The 19238-nt window shown below is 60.1% G+C and carries 17 protein-coding genes; 6 read left to right on the top strand and 11 right to left on the bottom strand.

The genetic code is table 11. The features are described 5' to 3' along the window. Positions 1-25: 25 nt before the first annotated feature. Both AC1MEW_RS18285 and AC1MEW_RS18280 read left to right on the top strand, forming a co-directional pair. Positions 26-1774 (top strand): phosphoethanolamine transferase CptA, encoded by a 1749-nt coding sequence (locus AC1MEW_RS18285; RefSeq protein ID WP_322268724.1) that lies wholly within the window; start codon positions 26-28, stop codon positions 1772-1774. A gap of 226 nt (positions 1775-2000) precedes the next feature. After that, positions 2001-2207, top strand: a complete 207-nt coding sequence (locus AC1MEW_RS18280) for a hypothetical protein (RefSeq protein ID WP_322268725.1) — start codon at positions 2001-2003, stop codon at positions 2205-2207. Positions 2208-2289: 82 nt separating this feature from the next. On the opposite strand, the gene AC1MEW_RS18275 is transcribed toward AC1MEW_RS18280, so the two are convergent. The 5 genes from AC1MEW_RS18275 to AC1MEW_RS18255 all read right to left on the bottom strand — a co-directional run bounded on the left by AC1MEW_RS18275 (position 2290) and on the right by AC1MEW_RS18255 (position 5945). Then, positions 2290-2781, bottom strand: coding sequence for a GNAT family N-acetyltransferase (locus AC1MEW_RS18275; RefSeq protein WP_201255616.1), 492 nt, complete (start codon positions 2779-2781; stop codon positions 2290-2292). 160 nt (positions 2782-2941) lie between these two features. Next, complete coding sequence (locus tag AC1MEW_RS18270; protein WP_480423097.1) at positions 2942-3523, bottom strand: DinB family protein; 582 nt, start codon at positions 3521-3523, stop codon at positions 2942-2944. Positions 3524-3541: 18 nt separating this feature from the next. Then, positions 3542-4660, bottom strand: coding sequence for a cell division protein ZapE (gene zapE / locus AC1MEW_RS18265; protein WP_480423095.1), 1119 nt, complete (start codon positions 4658-4660; stop codon positions 3542-3544). 175 nt (positions 4661-4835) lie between these two features. Beyond that, positions 4836-5177: a nuclear transport factor 2 family protein gene (locus AC1MEW_RS18260; RefSeq protein ID WP_480423094.1), complete on the bottom strand. Its 342-nt coding sequence runs from the start codon at positions 5175-5177 to the stop codon at positions 4836-4838. 51 nt (positions 5178-5228) lie between these two features. Next, the gene (locus AC1MEW_RS18255; protein WP_201255620.1) at positions 5229-5945 is read right to left on the bottom strand and encodes a helix-turn-helix transcriptional regulator; all 717 of its coding nucleotides are present in this window, start codon (positions 5943-5945) and stop codon (positions 5229-5231) included. Between the two features lie 203 nt (positions 5946-6148). Here AC1MEW_RS18255 and AC1MEW_RS18250 point away from each other — a divergent pair, with 203 nt between their 5' ends. Further along, entirely contained in the window at positions 6149-7201 is a 1053-nt protein-coding gene (locus AC1MEW_RS18250) for an aldo/keto reductase (protein ID WP_480423092.1), read from the top strand. Positions 7202-7377: 176 nt separating this feature from the next. Here the strand turns inward: AC1MEW_RS18250 and speB are convergent, their stop codons facing one another. Both speB and AC1MEW_RS18240 read right to left on the bottom strand, forming a co-directional pair. Further along, positions 7378-8337 carry an agmatinase gene (gene speB, locus AC1MEW_RS18245; protein WP_201255622.1) on the bottom strand — a complete coding sequence of 320 codons (960 nt, stop codon included), beginning with the start codon at positions 8335-8337 and terminating at the stop codon, positions 7378-7380. Positions 8338-8350: 13 nt separating this feature from the next. Continuing rightward, the gene (locus AC1MEW_RS18240) at positions 8351-9442 is read right to left on the bottom strand and encodes a polyamine ABC transporter substrate-binding protein (RefSeq protein ID WP_480423090.1); all 1092 of its coding nucleotides are present in this window, start codon (positions 9440-9442) and stop codon (positions 8351-8353) included. A gap of 101 nt (positions 9443-9543) precedes the next feature. Here AC1MEW_RS18240 and AC1MEW_RS18235 point away from each other — a divergent pair, with 101 nt between their 5' ends. The 3 genes from AC1MEW_RS18235 to AC1MEW_RS18225 all read left to right on the top strand — a co-directional run bounded on the left by AC1MEW_RS18235 (position 9544) and on the right by AC1MEW_RS18225 (position 12843). After that, complete coding sequence (locus AC1MEW_RS18235; protein WP_322268726.1) at positions 9544-10446, top strand: LysR family transcriptional regulator; 903 nt, start codon at positions 9544-9546, stop codon at positions 10444-10446. Between the two features lie 238 nt (positions 10447-10684). Beyond that, a complete protein-coding gene (locus AC1MEW_RS18230) occupies positions 10685-12133 on the top strand; it encodes a nucleobase:cation symporter-2 family protein (protein ID WP_322268727.1) in 1449 nt (482 codons plus the stop codon). Positions 12134-12186: 53 nt separating this feature from the next. Next, complete coding sequence (locus AC1MEW_RS18225; RefSeq protein ID WP_322268728.1) at positions 12187-12843, top strand: TetR/AcrR family transcriptional regulator; 657 nt, start codon at positions 12187-12189, stop codon at positions 12841-12843. 92 nt (positions 12844-12935) lie between these two features. On the opposite strand, the gene AC1MEW_RS18220 is transcribed toward AC1MEW_RS18225, so the two are convergent. From AC1MEW_RS18220 to AC1MEW_RS18205, 4 genes are all read right to left on the bottom strand, one after another. After that, positions 12936-16484: a molybdopterin cofactor-binding domain-containing protein gene (locus AC1MEW_RS18220; RefSeq protein ID WP_480423086.1), complete on the bottom strand. Its 3549-nt coding sequence runs from the start codon at positions 16482-16484 to the stop codon at positions 12936-12938. 16 nt (positions 16485-16500) lie between these two features. Further along, positions 16501-16977 carry a (2Fe-2S)-binding protein gene (locus AC1MEW_RS18215; protein ID WP_201255056.1) on the bottom strand — a complete coding sequence of 159 codons (477 nt, stop codon included), beginning with the start codon at positions 16975-16977 and terminating at the stop codon, positions 16501-16503. 337 nt (positions 16978-17314) lie between these two features. Further along, positions 17315-17797: a MarR family winged helix-turn-helix transcriptional regulator gene (locus AC1MEW_RS18210; RefSeq protein WP_054046358.1), complete on the bottom strand. Its 483-nt coding sequence runs from the start codon at positions 17795-17797 to the stop codon at positions 17315-17317. A 188-nt stretch (positions 17798-17985) separates the two neighbouring features. Next, a complete protein-coding gene (locus AC1MEW_RS18205) occupies positions 17986-19044 on the bottom strand; it encodes a 2,5-dihydroxypyridine 5,6-dioxygenase NicX family protein (RefSeq protein ID WP_201255057.1) in 1059 nt (352 codons plus the stop codon). Positions 19045-19238 lie beyond the last annotated feature (194 nt).

Raw genomic sequence — 19238 nt, 5'->3', positions numbered from 1 at the left:
TGACGCCGGCGGGAGTATTTACTTAATGGCATTGCTCAAACGCAGCAAAACGTCTGCGAAAGGTTTCGATTGGGCCGGGTTTATCTGGCTATTTGTATTCTTCTGGTATTTCTCCGGCATCACCCAGCTGCTGATTCAGTTGACTGGCACTTCCGGTTTCAGCGGATTTCGCCAGGCATTCGTAATGAGTGCCGTGTGGCTGGCGCCGATGCTGTTGTTCCCCAATCGCACCCGCCTTCTGGCAGCGCTGATCGGCGTCGTGCTGTGGGCTTGTTCGATGGCCAGCCTGGGCTACTTCTTCATCTATCAGCAGGAATTCTCCCAGAGCGTCATCTTCATCATGTTCGAGTCGAACATCTCTGAAGCTGGCGAATACATGACCCAGTACTTTGCCTGGTGGATGGTGCTGGCCTTCCTGGCGCACACCGCGTTCGCCTACTTCCTGTGGACCCGCTTGCGTCCGGTGTACATGCCACGCTGGCAGGCATTTGTCGCCGCGACCGCGATTCTGGTGGCCGTGGTCGGTTATCCGCTGGTCAAACAGACCGCCCGCACTGGCAGCTTTGCCGGCGGCTTCGAGAAATTCGAAACCCGGATCGAGCCAGCCGTGCCTTGGCAGATGGCCGTGGCTTATCACCGCTACCTCGACACTCTGGCCGGCATGCAAGACATGCTCGACAGTGCGAGCAAGATCGCGCCGCTGAAAAACCTCAAGAACACCATGTCCGATCAGCCGTCGACCCTGGTTTTGGTCATCGGCGAGTCCACCAACCGTCAGCGCATGAGCCTGTACGGCTACAACCGGGACACCACCCCGGAACTGGACAAGCTCAAGGATCAACTGGCGATCTTCAATAACGTCATCACTCCACGCCCGTACACCATCGAGGCGCTGCAGCAGGTGTTGACCTTCGCCGACGAAGAGAACCCGGACCTGTACCTGACGACGCCGTCGCTGGTCAGCATGATGAAACAGGCGGGTTACAAAACCTTCTGGATCACCAACCAGCAGACCATGACCAAGCGCAACACCATGCTCACGACGTTCTCCGAACAGGCCGACGAGCAGGTATACCTGAACAACAACCGTAACCAGAACGCCGCCCAGTACGATGGCGACGTGATCGAGCCGTTCAACAAGGCGCTGGGCGATCCGGCGGCACATAAGTTGATCGTCGTGCACCTGCTCGGTACGCATATGAGCTACCAGTACCGTTACCCGCCGACCTTCGACAAGTTCAAGGACCGCACCGGTGTTCCGGCTGGCGTAACCGACGACGAAGTACCGACCTACAACAGCTATGACAACGCGGTGCTGTACAACGACTTCGTGGTGTCGAGCCTGATCAAGGACTATTCCAAGAAAGATCCGAACGGCTTCCTGTTGTACCTCTCCGACCACGGCGAAGACGTCTTCGACTCGGCGGGCCACAACACGCTTGGCCGTAACGAGAACAAGCCGACAGCGCCGATGTACACGATTCCGTTCATGGCTTATGCCTCGCCGAAATGGCGTGAAACCCACGACTGGAGCTTTGCCGCTGACTTGAGCCGCCCTTACAGCAGCTCGCAGTTGATACACACCTGGGCCGATCTGGCGGGCCTGAGCTTCGATGAACTGGACCGCAGCAAAAGCCTGGTCAGCGACAGCTTCAAGCCGCGACCGTTGTTGATCGGCAACCCTTACGAACGTCAGGTGCGTCCGTTGATTGACTTCAGTCTGCTCAAACCTAAACCGGTGTCTGGCCAAGACCCTGCGGTGGTCAAGCAGTAACCCATTAAGGGGCCGGAAACGGCCCCTTTTTTGTGGGAGCGAGCCTGCTCGCGAAAGCGGTGGCACGCCCAACAATGATGTTGAAAGTGATTACGCCTTCGCGAGCAAGCCAGCTCCCACAGTTTGTTCGGCGTTAACCTCAACTTAATGGGGTGCGCCAATACTGCGCCCACGCCCTTGAATCACGGATGAAAGGCCCCCCGTCATTCTTAGTGGGAGATACATCATGAAACGAGTCAGCCTGATCTTCGCCGGTCTGCTTATCGTCGGTTCCGCCAGTGCATTTGCCGAAGGCGGCGCGCAGCGGATGAAGAATCACTGGGACAACTTTCCGGTCCACACCGCGCAAACCCAGACCGATCAACGCCAAAGCGGGCAACTGCGGGTTCCGGACGATCAAACCGCGCAAGTGACCGAAAGCTACAAACCTTAAACCGATGGACCTCTGACGGCTTGCTCCGCCGTCAGAGCTGACACTTGGGCGTCCTGATGGACGCCCTTTTTTTGCCTGGGATTTACAGCGCCTTGATCCAGAACAACATGCGGCCATGGGCCGGGTCGAACATGCCGGCGGCAAAACCAAACTTGGCATAGGACGCCTGGGCCACGTCATTGCCTTCCAGGACTTCGAGGGTGATCTTGCAGCAACCGCGCTGACGGGCGATCTCTTCGACCTTTTGCAGCATCTTCTGGCTCAGGCCCAAGCCGCGAAACTTCGACACCACCGCCACATCATGGACGTTGACCAATGGCCGGCAGGCAAAGGTCGAAAAGCCTTCAAAGCAATTCACCAGCCCCGCCGGTTCGCCGCCGACGAATGCCAACACACTGAACGCATAAGGACGCTTGGCCAGCTCCGCCGGCAGTTGGCGCAGCACATCGGCGGACAACGGCTCGCCGATACCCATCGGGTCTTCGGCGTAGTCGTTCAGCACCAGGCAAATGGCCTCGGCATGAATTGGGTTGGTGTAGCTGGCTTGAAGTACAAGTATTTCTGCGGATTCCATTTCCACCCTCGATCACACAACAGTTTGCCTCAGTGCGCGTTGCGCGCACTGGAAGGACGGAGGGACATTAGCGCGAGTTAAGGGGAAAGATCAAAAGATCGCAGCCTTCGGCAGCGCCCACAGGCGCGTAGGAGCTGCCGAAGGCTGCGATCTTTTGATCTCAATGCCCCCAAATCAACTCTTCAGTCCAGCCCAACTCAGCAAAATCCTCGGCCCGCAACCCCGCCTCCCCGACACAGAAAAACTCATCCAGTTGCGGTGGCTTGACGGCAGTCCCGCTGAGCATCGCGTGAACCTGTCCGCGATGATGGATCTGGTGTTCGAACAAATGCGACAGCATGCGCAAACGGCTGTCGTGTTGCGGCGTTTCACGAGCGATGGTCACCAGCCGCCCGAGGTCGGCGTCACGCAATTGCTCGCAATAAGCGATCAGCCGATTGTCGACGTGGGCTTGCTCACGCTTGAGGTCGGCAGCCGCCGTGAACGGCTGATCGTCTTTGAAAAACACGTAGCAGTCGTGATGCGGATCATCTGCGCGTCGTTCGCGCTCAAGGGCATCCACATAGAACCAGTCGCAGGTCAGGATGTGATTGAGGGTCGCGACGATACTCGGGAAAAAACTGACGCGTGGCGCCGCCAGTTCCACCGTGCTCAACTGGCCCCAGGCCTTGGCCAGTCGATGGTTGGCCCAGGCGTTGTGGTAGGCCATGGTCAGCAAATGGTGAGACAAAGGCTGATTCATCGTCGCTCCTCCTAGATCTCAAGCGTCGGCAAAGCGTTGCAGCTGCATTTCCTGTAGTCGGCTGAGGGTGCGGCGGAACGGGAATTCCAGATAACCCTCGGTGTACAACGCATCCATCGGCACTTGGGCTTCAAGGTACAGCGGCACCTTGCGGTCATAGCATTCGTCGACCAGCGCGATGAAACGCCGCACACCGTCGTCGTGCACCGATAACTGCGGCAAATCGCGATCACCGGCCACCACCCGTTCCACGCCATCCTCAGTGCCCCGGGCGATGCGCCCTTCGCGCTTCTGCGCGCTGAGGTTGGGCACCTCACTCATCAGAATAGCGCTGAAGGTGTCGCACAGCGCCATGAAGTCCATGGCAGCAAATGGTTGCTCGCATAGATCAGCGTAGCGACACCAGAGCACCGTGGCGCTGGCCTGCACCGCGTTGACCGTGCGATAGCCAACCTCGACCGGATCGCTGGACACCGACTGGCCGACGGTCAAGGCCTTGAACGCCTCGGCCAGCCCACTGGCCTGCCCCGGCGCATTCACCCAATAACGCTGCAACGCCGCGCCAGGATGCAGGCGATGATCTTCGCCGCCATCCACCGCGATCACCAGCATGTGCTTTTTGATCGCCTCGATGGCCGGGACAAAACGGTCGCGATTGAAACCATCGGCATACAGCTGATCCGGCGGCTGATTGGAAGTACAGACTACTACCACGCCCTCATCGAACATCACCTGGAACAAACGGCCGAGAATGATCGCGTCGCCGATGTCGTTGACGAACAGTTCATCGAAACACAACACCCGGACTTCCTGGGCCAACTCACGGGCCAGGGCTTTCAATGGGTCGGCCGTGCCGGTCAGTTGAAACGAACGCTGATGCACCCAGCCCATAAAGTGGTGGAAATGCTGACGCCGGGCCGGCACCTCCAGGCTGTTGTAAAACTGATCCATCAACCAGGTCTTGCCCCGACCGACCGGACCCCAGAGGTAAACGCCGGTAATCGGCTTGCGCCCTCCATGCAGCGCTTCGTAGCACTTTTGCAGTGCCCAGACGGCATGTTCCTGGGCTTCGTCCTGGACGAAGCCCTTCGTTTCGATGGCGTGTTGCCAGGCGTTCAAGGGGGAATCGGAAGTCATAAGGGCCGCGCTTCAGGGCTGAAGCTACGCAGTATGCCAGTCACCCACCCATTTGAAACACCGCAATCCCCTGTGGGAGCGGGCTTGCTCGCGAAAGCGGTGGATCAGTTGATAGAGATGTTAACTGACAGGACGCTTTCGCGAGCAAGCCCGCTCCCACATTGATTGAGTGGTGTTAGAGGGAGATGTCTAGCCGGGCAATCTTGCCCTGTTCGTTAAGGCGAAAGGTGTAGCGCAGTTCCAGCGGGCTACCGGGAAACGTCCCGGAGATCAGATTGTGCACCAGCACCTTGCCAGTGCGCAGTTGAACGTCGAGTACCTCGACCCGCGGCTGATAACGCTGTGCGGTGTCTTGCATCCATTGGGCGATGGCCTCAGTGCCGATCTGATGCTCACCTTCATCAAAGACGTTGGCATCCTCAGCGAAAAAACTGGCGACCCTTGTGGTGTCGCGCGCATTGGCAGCGGCAATGTAAGCAGCGATGGCCGGTGCCAGTGAAGTGGCTGGGTTAGACATGTTACGGCTCCTTGTTGTTTGATTCTGGAGCCATGCTAAAGCACCGTTGTGTCAGTTCTTGTCAGGAGTGAATCGCCCGGCTTCGTCCAATTCCATCTGCTTGCGCCAGGTGCGCAACAGGTCGCTGCGCCGACCGGGATAGCGCTCGCCCTGCTCGCTCGCCGCCGATATCCGGTCAGTACGAAAAGTCCGATAGGCGCTGCGCAACTCGCACCAGGCGACGATGATCCGCACCTCGTTGAGAAACCCCAGCGCCAACGGCCAGATCAAACGCTGCGTCGGCACCTGCTTGGCGTCCGCGTAATCAATGTGCAACTTGGCCTGATTGCGGATCGCCTGGCGAAACACATTCAACGGCACAATGTTTTGCGCAAAGCCGAAACCCGGCGGGCCGGGCATGACTGTCGGGTTGTGCAACGCTTCCAACGCCTCAGGCGCCAACACCGCGGCAATCTTGGCCAACGCATCCGCTGCCGCTTTGCTCAACACCTCATCCCCGCGCTGATCGACGTAGCGCAAACCCAGCACGATGGCTTCGGTTTCGTCGGCGTTGAGCATCAATGGCGGCAGAAACAGACCGCTGCGCAACACGTAGCCAATCCCCGCCTCGCCATAAATCGGCGCGCCAAGGGCCGTGAGTTCGGCGATGTCGCGGTACAGCGTGCGTTCGGAAATCTCCAGTTCGCTAGCCAGTGTCGCGGCGGTCGCCGGGCGACTTTTACCCCGCAGCACTTGCAGCAAGGTGAGTAAACGAGTGGTTCGCGACACGATCGGCACGCTCAGTCCGGGAAAGTGCCCGCAGCTTAGCAAAGGCTCCTGTCAGAAACTGGCAGTAGCGATTTGTCCGATGGTCGATCCGATTGCGACGGATGAAAAAGCCGGTTGACGCTGGATATTACTAACATCATATTAAATACATGTTGCTAGACATTTAAATTAAATCCCGGCGCTTTTCCCCAAGGGGTCATCCCATGCATTACAAAGTCTTCGGCCGCAAAACCGGCCTGCGGGTCTCGGAACTGGCGCTGGGCGCCGGCAACTTCGGCACCGGTTGGGGCCACGGCGCCGAGCGCGACGAAGCCAAGCGGATTTTCGACGGTTACCTGGAAGCTGGCGGCAATTTCATCGACACCGCCAATGGTTATCAAGGTGGGCAGTCCGAGGGCATGCTCAGCGAGTTCATTGCCGCAGAACGGGATCGTCTGGTGATCGCCACCAAATACACCATGGGGACGGAACGGGTTGCCGGTATTTCCTTCACCGGCAATAACCGCAAAAACATGGTCCGTGCTGTGGAAGAGAGCTTGAAACGCCTCAACATCGAACACATCGATTTGTTCTGGGCGCACATCAGCGACGGCGTCACGCCGATGGAAGAAATCCTCCGTGGCTTCGATGACTTGGTGCGCGCCGGCAAAATTCACTACGCCGGTTTGTCCAACTTCCCTGCCTGGCGTATTGCTCGCGCCGACGTGTTAGCCGAGGTCCGCGGGTTCGCACCGATTGCGGCGATCCAGACCGAATACAGCCTGGCCGAGCGCACCGCTGAACGTGAATTGCTGCCCATGGCCGAAGCCCTTGGCTTGGCCGCAACGTTATGGTCACCGTTGGGTGGCGGCTTTCTAACGGGCAAGTACCGCACCAACGACGAGAACAACCGCGCGGCCAAACTCGGCATGTTGATCCACGCTGAAAAAGGCGCTCGGGAAACAGCTCTGCTCGATACCTTGCTGGCGGTTGCCGCCGAACTGGAATCCAGCCCTACACACGTGGCGATTGCCTGGTTGCGCGAGAAGGCCAAGCGCTCGACCACGGCGCTGATTCCGATTCTGGGCTCGCGAACCAGAGAGCAGCTGGACGCCACGCTGGGCGCGCTGAACGTGCGGTTGAGTGACGAACAGTTGGCGCGGCTGGATGGGATTAGCGCTGTGGAACCGGGTGTGCCGCACGCGATGATTGCAGGGTCGGTGGCGCGCTATACCGGGGTTGAAACACTGGATCTGCCGAAGGCTCCGGTGGCCTGAAAAAGCTCCGCGGGCAAGCCTCGCTCCTACGGATCGGCGTCGATGGCCAAATTTTCGAACGCCGCCAAACCCGTAGGAGCGAGGCTTGCCCGCGAAGGCGGCCTCACATTCAACAGAGATGCTGGCTGTTCCACCGCTTTCGCGAGCAAGCCCGCTCCCACATTTTGGGCTGAGTGTTACTTGTCGACTTTGTGTTTAGCCGCATACAGGCACAGCATTTCCATCGCCAAGGTCGCTGCCGCCAGTGAGGTAATGTCCGCGCTGTCGTAGGCCGGGGCCACTTCCACCACGTCCATGCCCACCAGATTGATCCCGCGCAAACCGCCGAGAATCTCCAGCGCCTGCACCGTGCTTAAGCCGCCGCACACCGGAGTTCCGGTGCCCGGAGCGAACGCCGGATCGAGGCAGTCGATATCGAACGTCAGGTACACCGGGTTATCACCGACCCGTGCCCGAATCGCCTCGACAATCGCCTCGCAACCCTGGCGATGCACTTGCCGTGCGTCCAGCACTTGAAAGCCCATGTGATCGTCGTTGGTGGTGCGTAAACCGATCTGCACCGAGCGCGACGGATCCACCAGTCCCTCTTTGGCCGCGTGCCAGAACATCGTGCCGTGATCGACACGTTTGCCCTCCTCGTCCGGCCAGGTGTCGCTGTGGGCGTCGAAGTGGATCAGCGACAACGCTCCATGTTTGCGGGCATGGGCCTTGAGCAGCGGATAGGTGATGAAGTGGTCACCACCAAACGTGAGCATCGCGCTGCCAGCGTTCAAAATGTGTTCGGCGTGGGCTTCGATGCTTTCCGGCACCGATTGCGGCGTGCCGTAGTCGAAGTCGCAGTCGCCGTAATCAACCACCGCCAAGTGATCAAACGGGTCGAATGTCCACGGCCAGTGGCGCTCCCAGGCAATCCCGGTGGACGCGGCACGAATGCCGCGCGGTCCGAAACGTGCGCCGGGGCGGTTGCTGGTGGCGGTGTCGAACGGCACGCCGCTGACCGCGACGTCGACCCCGCGCAAGTCGCGACTGTAGCGACGGCGCATGAAGCTGGTGATACCGGCGTAGGTGCTTTCGGCGGCAGTCCCGTAAAGACTGTCGCGGGTCATGGCCTGGTCGTTTTGCACAGGGACATCCATGGTGAGTTCCTTATTATTGGCGGCTACGGAAAGTGGTCCACATGCGGGTACGCTGGCGCATGTCTTTGAGGTTCATGCTTTGGTCTGCGTACAAGCGGTCGCGCACATCGGAGGGAGGATAAATGTCCGGGTTGGTGCGCACCGCCTCATCCACAAGCGGTGTTGCGGCCTGGTTGGCGTTGGCAAAAAACAGGGTGTTGGTGACCCCGGCAACGGATTCGGGACGCAACATAAACTCGACAAACGCCTGCGCCGCTTCAGGGTGTGGCGCGTCCTTGGGGATCGCCAGATTGTCCTGCCAGACCAGCGTGCCGTCCTTGGGAATGCGGTAAGTCACCTCGTATGGCTTGTTGGCCTTTTGCGCCTGGTCAGCGGCGATGCTGGCGTCACCGTTGTAGGCCAACGCCAGGCAAATGCTGCCGTTGGCCAAATCGCTGATCTGCCGGCCGGTGGCGACGTACAGCACATTCGGCTGCAGCTGATGCAATAACGCCTCGGCGGCGGTCAGATCGGCCTTGTCGCTGCTGTAGGGATTTTTACCGAGATAGTGCAGCGCCAGGCCGATCACTTCCTGAGGCGAGTCGATAATCGCGATGCCGCAATCTTTCAGCTTACTGGCATATTCAGGCTTGAACAGCAGGTCCAGGCTGTTGAGCGGCACATCCGGCAGACGCTTCTTTACCGCCTCGACATTCAGCCCCAACCCCAAAGTACCCCAGGTATACGGCACGCCAAAGCGGTTGCCAGGGTCGGTGCCGGCAGCTTTTTTCAGCAAATCCGGGTCGAGGTTGGCGTGGCCCTTCAAACTGTCGAGAGGAATCGGCTTCAACGCATTGGCGGCAATCCCGCGTGCCATCAAGCTGGAAGATGGCACCACCACGTCATAGCCGCTGCCACCGGTCAGCAGCTTGGTTTCCAGGACTTCGGAGCTGTCGAAGGTGTCGTAACGCACCTGGATGCCGGTTTCCTTCTCGAACTGCTTGATGGCCTCGGGGGCAAAGTAATCCTGCCAACTGTAGAGGTTGAGAATCTTTTCCTCGGCCTGGGCCGACACAGCGACAGCGAGTAACAACGCGGGGCAACACAGCTTGAAGAGAGGAGCCATGACAAACACCTGACCTGTTGGAGTGGTTGCAGCGTGCACCGTCGGATACATTGGTGAAATATAAAGTTTATTAACCTGACATTATCCCGGAGTAATGTGTGATGCTCGGTCAACTGCACGATCTGGACCTGCAACTGCTGCGCCTTTTTGTCAGCGTGGTCGAATGCGGCGGTTTCAGTGCGGCCCAGGGTGAACTGGGCTTGAGCCAGTCGAGCATCAGCCAGCAAATGGCCAAACTCGAAACCCGGCTCGGCTATCGGCTGTGCAGTCGCGGCAAGGGCGGCTTCAAAATCACGCCCAAAGGTGAGCAACTGCTGATTGCGACCCGTGGATTGTTTGAGTCCATCGAAGCCTTCCGTCATCAATCCAACGGCGTCGCCGGGCGCTTGATCGGCGAGGTGCGACTGGGGCTGTCCGAAGCCCTTGATCAATCGGTACTGCAACGAGTAGCGGACGCGATCCGGCGGTTTCGCGAGCGGGATGAGTCGGTGCGGATCGAGCTGATCAGCGCCATGCCCGGCGAAATGGAGCGTTTAATGCTGCAACAGCGGTTGGACCTGGCGATCGGCTATTTCTCACAGGTGCAAAGCGCTTTTGACTACCGTGAGTTGTTCAGCGAGACACAGCATTTGTATTGCGCGCCCGGCCATCCGTTGTTCAGCAATGAGACGCCGGATGATGAAGCACTTCAGTCCAGCGACCGGGTGGATCATCCTTATCGGTTTCTACGCAGTGATGAGCCGTTTCAAGGCAAGTTGTGTTCGGCGCGCTCGGAACAGGTTGAAGGCACCCTTGCCTTTATTCTTTCTGGCAAACACGTTGGTTACTTGCCCAGCCACTTTGCCCGGAGCTGGGAAGACAAGGGACTGCTGCGGGCCGTGAGGGTTGGGGAAATGAGTTTCGATGTTGGGTTTCATCTGGCTCGGCATCGGGCGCAGGTCGCGGGGGATGCGCAGAAGGCGTTCGAGGAGGATTTACTCGCGGCGTTTGCCTCGAACGGCTAATCACCACCGCACCTTGTGGTGAGGGGGCTTGCCCCCGTTCGGCGGCGCAGCCGTCGTAAAGCCAATGAATGCGGTATGCCTGTAAAACCGCATTGGCAGGTTTGGGGGCAGCTACGCAGCCCAACGGGGGCAAGTCCCCTCACCACAATAAGTGGCTGGCCACAGGTTTTGTGTCAGCGTGTAAGTTTTCTGGCATCCTGCGCCTCCATTTTCTGACCTGGCCCCTGGCGCTTTCCTCGTGACCTCATCTGAACACGCAAAACCCCAGCCCCGCTCCGACCTCATCTACGGCCTCAACGACCGCCCGCACCTGACCGCCACGGTCTTCGCCGCCCTGCAACACGTACTCGCGAGTTTCGTCGGGATCATCACCCCGACCCTGATCATGGGCGGCGCGCTAGGTCTGCAAAGCGAGATCCCGTACCTGATCAGCATGGCGCTGTTCGTCTCCGGGCTGGGCACCTTCGTTCAGGCGCGGCGGTTCGGCCCGGTGGGTTCCGGTTTGCTGTGCCTGCAAGGCACCAGTTTTTCGTTTATCAGCGTGATCCTCAGCGCCGGTTTCATGGTCAAGGCCCGGGGTGGCGGCACCGATGAGATCCTTTCGACGATCTTCGGCGTGTGCTTTTTCGCGGCATTCATCGAAGTGGTGTTGAGCCAGTTCATCGGCAAACTGCGGATGCTGATCACCCCGGTGGTCACCGGCACCATCATCACGCTCATGGGCCTGTCGCTGATCAAGGTCGCCATGACCGACATCGCCGGCGGCTTCGGCGTGGCGGACCTCGGTGCCAGTCACCATTTGGCCCTGGCGGCGCTGGTGCTCGGGACCATCGTGGTGTTGAACCGGGTCGATGTGCCGTTCCTGCGCCTCGGCGCCATCGTCATCGGCCTGACTCTCGGCTACGTCGTCGCGTGGCTGATGGGCGATGTCGATTTCGCCAGCCTGCCCGCCGTGCCGCTGGTGAGCGTACCGGTGCCGTTCAAGTACGGTTTCAACTTCGATTGGGTCGCGTTTGTGCCGGTGGCGGTGATTTTCCTGGTGTCACCGCTGGAAGCCGCCGGTGACCTGACGGCCAACTCGATGATTTCCCGGGAACCGGTCAAAGGCCCGATCTACATTCGCCGGATCAAGTCCGGCCTGCTCGCCGACGGTCTCAACTCGGCCATGGCCGCAGTGTTCAACAGCATGCCGATGGTGACCTTCGCCCAGAACAACGGCGTGATCCAGCTCACCGGCGTGGCCAGCCGTTATGTCGCCTTCTTCATCGCTGGGCTGCTGGTGCTGTTGGGGTTGTTCCCGATGATCGGCGCGGTGCTGCAACTGATGCCCAAACCGGTGCTCGGTGGTGCGGAATTGGTGATGTTCGGGACCGTGGCGGTGGCCGGGATCAAGATCCTCGCCGAAGCCGGCCTGCATCGCCGCAACATGCTGATCGTCTCGATTTCCCTCGGTATGGGCCTGGGCATCGCCGCCGTGCCGCAAGTGTTGCGCGAATTGCCGCAGGCCCTGCACAACATCTTCGAATCGCCGATTACCGTCGGTGCACTGTGCGCGATCATCCTCAACGTGTTCTTGCCCGAGGAATTCATGGAGCTTGAGGAAGACGATTTCGACCCGGAAGCGTCGATCCTGCAAGTCATGGAAAACCCGCCGGCCACAGAAACAGCGCCAAGCCTGAACCGCTGAACGGAGCGTGCTACATTCCCAGCGACTCCGCTTGGCACAAGGTTGACCGCACGTTGAACAAGAAGACCGGCATCCGGGCCGCCCAGGCCCAGCAGACCCGCACACGGATACTCGAAGCGGCGGTGAAAGTATTCACCCGCGACGGTTATTCCGGGGGCCGGGTCGAGAGTATTTCCCGGGAAGCCGAGTCCAACGACCGCATGCTCTATTACTACTTCGGCAGTAAGGAGCAGTTGTTTATCTGCGTGCTGGAACACACCTACGAACAGTTCAACAAGGCCGAAAGCCGCCTCAAACTGGACCTGAGCCAACCGCTGGTGGCGTTGCAGGAACTGGTGGCGTTTGTCTGGCATTACTACGTCAAGCACCCGGAATTTGTCGCGATTCTCAGCAATGAAAACCTGCACAACGGCAAACATGCGCAGCAGTCCAGCGAGCTGCGCAGATTGTCGGGCGAAGCGGTCGGGGTGTTGCGGCCGATCATCGAGGCAGGCCAGGCACAGGGGGTGTTTCGTGAGGTGCTGGACATCAAGCATGTGTATTTGATGATTGCCTCGCTTTGTTACTTCTATAACTCCAACCGGCATACCCTGAGTTCGTTTTTGGGCGAGGACTTGGCGGACAAGGGGCAGCAGCAGGATTGGTTGGGGTTTATTCAGGATCTGGTGGTGCGGGGGGTGATGAAGTTGCCTGGTCAGGATTTGCGGTGACAGGGCCGGCCCCTTCGCGAGCAAGCCCGCTCCCACATTGGATCTACGGCAAACACAAATCCAATGTGGGAGCGGGCTTGCTCGCGAAGCTCTTAATGGCTGCCGGGATTCGCCCTGAGATGAGCCACTTTCGACTCCAACCCTTCCCAACCCGGCGCATTCCCGGCAAACCGACTGCGCAAATACGCCGCCAATTCCGCCACCTGAGTATTCGACAAACTGTCCTTGAACGCCGGCATGTACCCCAGATCCTTGGTCGCCGGCGTATCGATGCCCTGCAAAATAACCTTGATCAAATTATCCGGCTGATCGCTGTGCACGTTGGTGTTGGTCGCCAGCGACGGACTCACGCCAAACAGTTTCGGCCCCAGGCCATCGGCATGACAGGCCTTGCACGAACCTTCGAACACCCGTTGCCCGTTGCTCAGCGACAGGCTGGTCACCGGCCGCGTGGCTTTCTCCACCACTTGCGCCTCAGCCTGCGCACCATTGAGTGACGCCAAATACACCGCCATCGCCCGGATATCATCCTTGGGCAACTTCGCCAGTTCCGAAACCACCGGCCCCATCGGCCCGGTCGCCACGCCATGTTCAGCGGAATAACCGGTACTCAGGTAACCGAATAACTGATCCTCGGTCCACGGCGTCGGCGACTTGGACAACCCGTTCAGCGCCGGCGCTTCCCAACCATCAACCATGCCGCCGCCGAGGAACGACGCACCGCCCTTCTCCGCCCCCATCAGGTTGCGCGGTGAATGACAGGCTGCGCAGTGGCCCAAACCGTTGACGAGGTAAGCGCCGCGATTCCATTGTTCGCTGCGCTCCGGCTGCACGCTGATTTCACCCTTACGCAGAAACAACGCATTCCACCCCGCCATCAACGGCCGCAGGTTGAATGGAAAGCGCATGTCGTTGGCCTTCGCCGGTTGGCTGACCGGCGTTTGCGACATCAGGTACGCGTACAGCGCCTGCATGTCCGCATCATTAATGTTGCGAAACGCGGTGTAGGGAAACGCCGGATACAAATTGCGCCCATCGCGGCCAATGCCGTCGCGCATCGCCCGCTCGAACGCCGGATAGGACCAACTGCCGATCCCGGTTTTCACATCCGGGGTGATGTTGCTGCTGTACAGCGTGCCGAACGGCGTCTGCATCGCCAACCCGCCGGCATTGGTCACGCCGCCGGGCGCGGTGTGGCAAACCGCGCAATCACCGACTGCCGCCAGCAACCGTCCGCGCTCCAGGGTCGCCGTCGACCAGGTGCCGGCACTCGGCGGCGCAATCGGTGCGATTTCACCGTGAAACGGCCACGCCGTCGCCGCCATGCCGAGCACCGCGCCGAACGCGGCAAACAGTGAACCGAACAGCCATTTCGAACGCTTGGCCGGGGACTTCGGCGGTTCATCGCAGGTGCCGGAATTCAACGCGGCCAAGACCCGTTCCGGGGTGATCGGCAGCTCGCGAAAACGAATCCCGGTAGCGTCATAGATCGCGTTGGCAATCGCCGCCGCGCTCGGCACAGAAGCCGATTCTCCGGCACCCATCGGCGGCTGGTCCTGACGCGGCATCATCAGCACGTCGATCTGCGGCACCTCGGGAAAGGTCAGGATCGGATAACCGCCCCACTCCTTGCTCGCCACGGTGGACTCTTCGAAGGTCACCCGCTCCTTGAGCACTCGGCTGGTGGACTGGATCACGTTGCCGTGAATCTGATGCTGCACCCCCGCCGGGTTGATCATCATCCCCGAGTCATGGCCGATCACCACCCGCGTGACCGAGACATCGCCGGTCTGGCGGTCGATCGCCACGTCCGCCACCCACGCCGCCCACGCCGCGCCGAAACCGGGAAACTTACTGTGGATGTAGCGCGCATAGGCAAAGCCGCGACCGCGCAGCAACTGATCCTCATTTGGGGTTTGCATCGGCGCAGTGCGTGGCGTCCAGGCCGCACGTTCGGCGGTGGACTTCACCAGGTCGATGGCGCGCTCGTCCTGCAGATAACGCAGCCGGTATTCCACCGGATCGACGCCGGCGGCGAAGGCCAGTTCATCGATGTACGACTCGTGGGCGAAGGTGTTCGGCAGCGCGGAAACCCCGCGCATCCACGAGGCACGGACAATCGGCGCCATGTCGTTGATGGTCACTCGCATGTTTTCGAAGTCATACGGCGGGATGGAGGTGCGGTCGCCCATTTCGAACATCGCCGCCACCGGCTCAACCCGCCCGGTCAGCAGCAAGGCCAGGGTCGGCGCGCCGTTGGATGGGTAGCTGGTCTGGAAGTCATAAGCGGCGACGCTGCCATCGGCGTTCAAGCCGCCGTCGACGTCCATCAGTTGCGCGGTGCCTTTGGGCTCCCACAAGTGTTCCTGCTCGCGGGTCAACTGCACCCGCACCGGTTTGCCCACCGCTCGGGATAACAGCAAGGCATCAGCGCAGACATCGTCGGCACAGTTGCGCCCGTAACAGCCGGACGCTTCCATGCGAATAATCTCAATGGATTCCTCCGCGCATTCCAGCAACCACGCCAGGTCGGCCCGCAGCAAATGCGGATTCTGGCTACCCGACCACACGCGACTGCCGGACGGCTGATAATCCGCCACGCCGCATGACGGGCCGATCGAACCGTGCATTTGGTACGGCCACATATAGGTGCGCGGCATGCGCTGAGTGGCGTTGGCCAGGGCTTCATCAACGTTGCCTTGGTCGAGCACAACCCTTTGCACTCGCGGGTTGTCACGGATCGCCTGCTCGACATCGTTCAAATCCGGCAAGCCCTGATTCCAGGCTTTCCAGGTGATTTTCAAAGCCTGGGCAGCCTTGATCGCCTGCTCCTCGCGCAACGCTACGACCCCGACAAAATCACGGATCACCACCACCGCGACAATACCTGCGATGTGCGCAATGGAGGATTCATCGACTTCCAGCAGGCTGTTGCCGACGAAGTCACCGCAATCGAGCCCGGCATAGGGCGGACGAATTACCCGGCCGTGGAGCATGTCCGGCACGCGCATGTCGTGGACGTAAATCAGCTCGCCGGTGGCTTTGGCCGGAATGTCGACCCGCGCGGCGCCCTTACCCACCAGTCGATACTCTTCGGCAGGTTTGAGCGGCGCGGTGCCGGAGATACGTAATTCGATGTGTTCGCCGCGAACCAACTCGGCATAAGTAGCGGTGCGCCCGTCCTCAGCGTGAATCACTCCGGCCTCAATTTTCAGGCTGCTCAAGTCAAGAGACCAGCGCTCCGCTGCCGCGTCCAGCAGATAGCGCCGAGCTTCAGCAGCCGCATTGCGCAACGGGATCGCGGAAATCTGCAGCGTCGCACTGGCAATCGTCGCGCCCTGATTCGGCGCACGCTCGGTGTCGCCGAGCACCATGCACACCTGCTCCAGTTGTAGGTCGAGCTCTTCGGCGACGATCTGCGCCAGCGAGGTGCGAATGCCGGTGCCAAGGTCGACGTGACCGTTGAACGCATACACGCGCCCATCATCGCTAATGGCGATGAACAGGCCCAGCTCCTTGGGTTTGATCAGCGGCGTACCGCCCTTCGCGACCGGACCGGACGGCGGCAGGATGTCGTCGACGATCAATAGCACGCCGGTCTTGGCCAGTAGTTGGTCGCGGGTTGGGATGGAGTCAGTCATGGTCATCGATCCACGTTCAAGGCATTTGACGGGCGGCACGCAGCACCGCGCGGAGGATTTCGATATGGGTGCCGCATCGGCAGAGGTTGGCCGAGAGTTCGTTGCGGATCTGGGTTTCGCTGGGGTGCGGGATACGGTCGAGCAAGGCCTTGGCGGTCATGATCATGCCGTTGAGGCAATAGCCGCATTGCGCCGCTTGCTCGTCGATAAAGGCTTGTTGCACCAGGTGCGGCTCGGCGCGAGAGCCGAGCCCTTCGAGGGTGACGATCTGTCGGTCGGCGGCGCCGGCCAGCGGAAACACACAAGAACGCGCCGCCACGCCATCAATGATCACCGTGCACGCCCCGCACTCGCCCAGGCCGCAGCCGTACTTGGGGCCGTTGAGTTGCAGGTCATTGCGCAAGATCAGCAATAACGGCGTGTCGGCCATGGCGGTGACGGTGCTGGTGAGGCCGTTGACCTCAAGTGCTACGGTGATTTCCTGGCTGCTCATTCGCTTCGCCCACTTCGGTTGATGAAGTGGCCACTACACCAAAAGGTCAAAAAAAACGTCGCGGGCCAAATGGGTTGTGGCGTCGCGACACACTCGACTGGTGAAGTGGCTACTACATGAAACAAGAGCAAAAACGATGCCAGAGACTAGTGCCAGCCAGCTAAACCTGACACCGAACCTGTGGCGAGGGAGCTTGCTCCCGTCGGACTGCGCAGCAGTCCGCTACTTTTTAGCTAGAGAGGGGCCGCTTCGCAGCCCAGCGGGAGCAAGCTCCCTCGCCACAGGTTATTGATCGTCAGTAATTCCAGCGGGCACCTTTTTAAAGCTGCAGCGCCGATCAGTCTTGTGGGTCGTCGATCATTTTGCGCAGCAGGAACAGCACGGCGACCCGTTCTGCCGGGTTGAGGTTGCTCAGGGTCAGCTCGGTGATTTTCCCGGCGCAGGGCACGGTTTGCTGGACCAAGCGGTCGCCGGCCTCGGACAGGCCGACAATGACTTTGCGCCGGTCTTGCGGGTCGGGTTCGAGGGTAATCAGTTCCCGGGCCTTGAGCCGCTCGACGATGCCACGAATGGTCGCCTGGTCGACGGCGGTGGCCTTGACCAGTTCCGTCAGGGAGCTGGGACCGTGATCGCGCACCGCGCACAGGGTGACGAACTGCACCGCCGTGAGCTGGGAGTCGCCGACGTTCTGCTGGAAAATCGCCATGTGCCGCTGATAGGCCTTGCGCAGCAAATGCCCGACTTGTTCGGAGAAAACGTAAGAAGAATCAGGAGTTTCAGGCACGGCAGACTCGAAAGACGATGAGTGGTGGGGAGGCATGATGGACAGGTTGGGTGGCGGACTCAAGCGTGAAGTAGGCCACAAGGATATGCACAAACCCTGTGGGAGCGGGCTTGCTCGCGAATGCGGTGGATCAGTCAGTATTTCTCTTGGATGTGAAACCGCATTCGCGAGCAAGCCCGCTCCCACAGTAGATCAGTGTGGATCACAGTATTTGTGCAAGGCAGTTAACCCCGGTGAACGCGCGAAGCCTCCGGCGCCACCACATCCCCACCAATCACCACCGCCTGGTCATCCAGATACACATCGCAATTACGCAGCGGAATGTCCAGGTGACACGGGGTTTTGCGCTTGCCGCCGACTTCGGTGTTCGGCCCGGTTGAGAACAGGAAGTTGCCATAGAACGCCCGGGCGTCCATGCACATGCCGTCGTTTTTGTCGTGCAGGCCCATGGCGGTCCACTGGGCTTTTGGCTGCAAGCCCCAGCCGATGTGAGAGATGCCATATACCTCGGGATCGTTGAAGTACTTCATGTAGTCGCGCAGGTACTCAGCCTCGAAACCGCCGTGGATCGAGGTGATGAAGCCCTTGTCGATTTCCAGGGTGATCTTTTCCCGGGTGTAGGTCTTGAACGGCAGCAGGATGTCGCCGACGTCCAGCACCAGCACGCCTTCGGCGGTTTCTTCGTTGGGCCAGGAGAACAGAAAACCGCTGGGCCAGTGGTCCCAACGCCCCGGCTCATCGGCGAAGCCGTACTCGGTGACCGCCGGATATTGCCCCAGCGCCGCGCGAAAATCGCTGCCGGCGCGGGACGTGACGTGGATCGAGCGCGCCTGTTTCAGCAGCTTCTCCGCCGCCATCACCCGCACCTTGTCCTCTTCGGTCGGCAGCATCCGCGCCAGCACTTCCGGGGGCTCGACGGCCAACAGAATCCGCGTGCCGGTCTTGAGGATCTGCTCCTGCTCCGGCGAATGCAGCAGCATCATCGTGTCGACGATCAAGTCCGCGGCTTCCAGCGCCCGCTGCGCCGCGTGATTGCCGGTCAGCGCGGTGTCGCCGCAGTAGGCAGTCATGTCGTTGCCCATGGCGGTCGGGTGGTTGAACGACGGCAATTCCACCGCGTACACCTTGGCGCCCAGCCGCTGGGCGGCGTCCATCGCGGCGCGCACGGTGCGCGGGTCGGAATAGTGGCTCTTGAGCACGGCGACGCTCTGGGTCGGGTCGACCTTCGACAGCTTCAACACGTGTTCGAACATCTGGGTCAGTTCGCAATCGCTTACCGGCATTTTCTCTCTCCTCAATCTGCTGCGCACCAAGTCGAGGCGCCCCGCCTCACCTTAGTGCATTTTTATAGCGTATACGCCATTTGTTAGCGATAAGACCTGAAATGACTGCGGACTGCAAGAGCCAGACCATAACGTTACCAACTCACACAAACCCAGCAAACAATGGTTACATTCGGTGACCACGGAGAAAAACC

The sequence above is a fragment of the Pseudomonas sp. ASL4 genome (assembly GCF_056680395.1).
This window is presented reverse-complemented; position numbering and strand designations above follow the sequence as displayed.

Coding starts and splice junctions, on each gene's coding strand:
- AC1MEW_RS18285 (WP_322268724.1), top strand. CDS start 26: ATGGCATTGCTCAAACGCAGCAAAACGTCTGCGAAAGGTTTCGATTGG.
- AC1MEW_RS18280 (WP_322268725.1), top strand. CDS start 2,001: ATGAAACGAGTCAGCCTGATCTTCGCCGGTCTGCTTATCGTCGGTTCC.
- AC1MEW_RS18275 (WP_201255616.1), bottom strand. CDS start 2,781: ATGGAATCCGCAGAAATACTTGTACTTCAAGCCAGCTACACCAACCCA.
- AC1MEW_RS18270 (WP_480423097.1), bottom strand. CDS start 3,523: ATGAATCAGCCTTTGTCTCACCATTTGCTGACCATGGCCTACCACAAC.
- zapE (WP_480423095.1), bottom strand. CDS start 4,660: ATGACTTCCGATTCCCCCTTGAACGCCTGGCAACACGCCATCGAAACG.
- AC1MEW_RS18260 (WP_480423094.1), bottom strand. CDS start 5,177: ATGTCTAACCCAGCCACTTCACTGGCACCGGCCATCGCTGCTTACATT.
- AC1MEW_RS18250 (WP_480423092.1), top strand. CDS start 6,149: ATGCATTACAAAGTCTTCGGCCGCAAAACCGGCCTGCGGGTCTCGGAA.
- speB (WP_201255622.1), bottom strand. CDS start 8,337: ATGGATGTCCCTGTGCAAAACGACCAGGCCATGACCCGCGACAGTCTT.
- AC1MEW_RS18240 (WP_480423090.1), bottom strand. CDS start 9,442: ATGGCTCCTCTCTTCAAGCTGTGTTGCCCCGCGTTGTTACTCGCTGTC.
- AC1MEW_RS18235 (WP_322268726.1), top strand. CDS start 9,544: ATGCTCGGTCAACTGCACGATCTGGACCTGCAACTGCTGCGCCTTTTT.
- AC1MEW_RS18220 (WP_480423086.1), bottom strand. CDS start 16,484: ATGACTGACTCCATCCCAACCCGCGACCAACTACTGGCCAAGACCGGC.
- AC1MEW_RS18215 (WP_201255056.1), bottom strand. CDS start 16,977: ATGAGCAGCCAGGAAATCACCGTAGCACTTGAGGTCAACGGCCTCACC.
- AC1MEW_RS18210 (WP_054046358.1), bottom strand. CDS start 17,797: ATGCCTCCCCACCACTCATCGTCTTTCGAGTCTGCCGTGCCTGAAACT.
- AC1MEW_RS18205 (WP_201255057.1), bottom strand. CDS start 19,044: ATGCCGGTAAGCGATTGCGAACTGACCCAGATGTTCGAACACGTGTTG.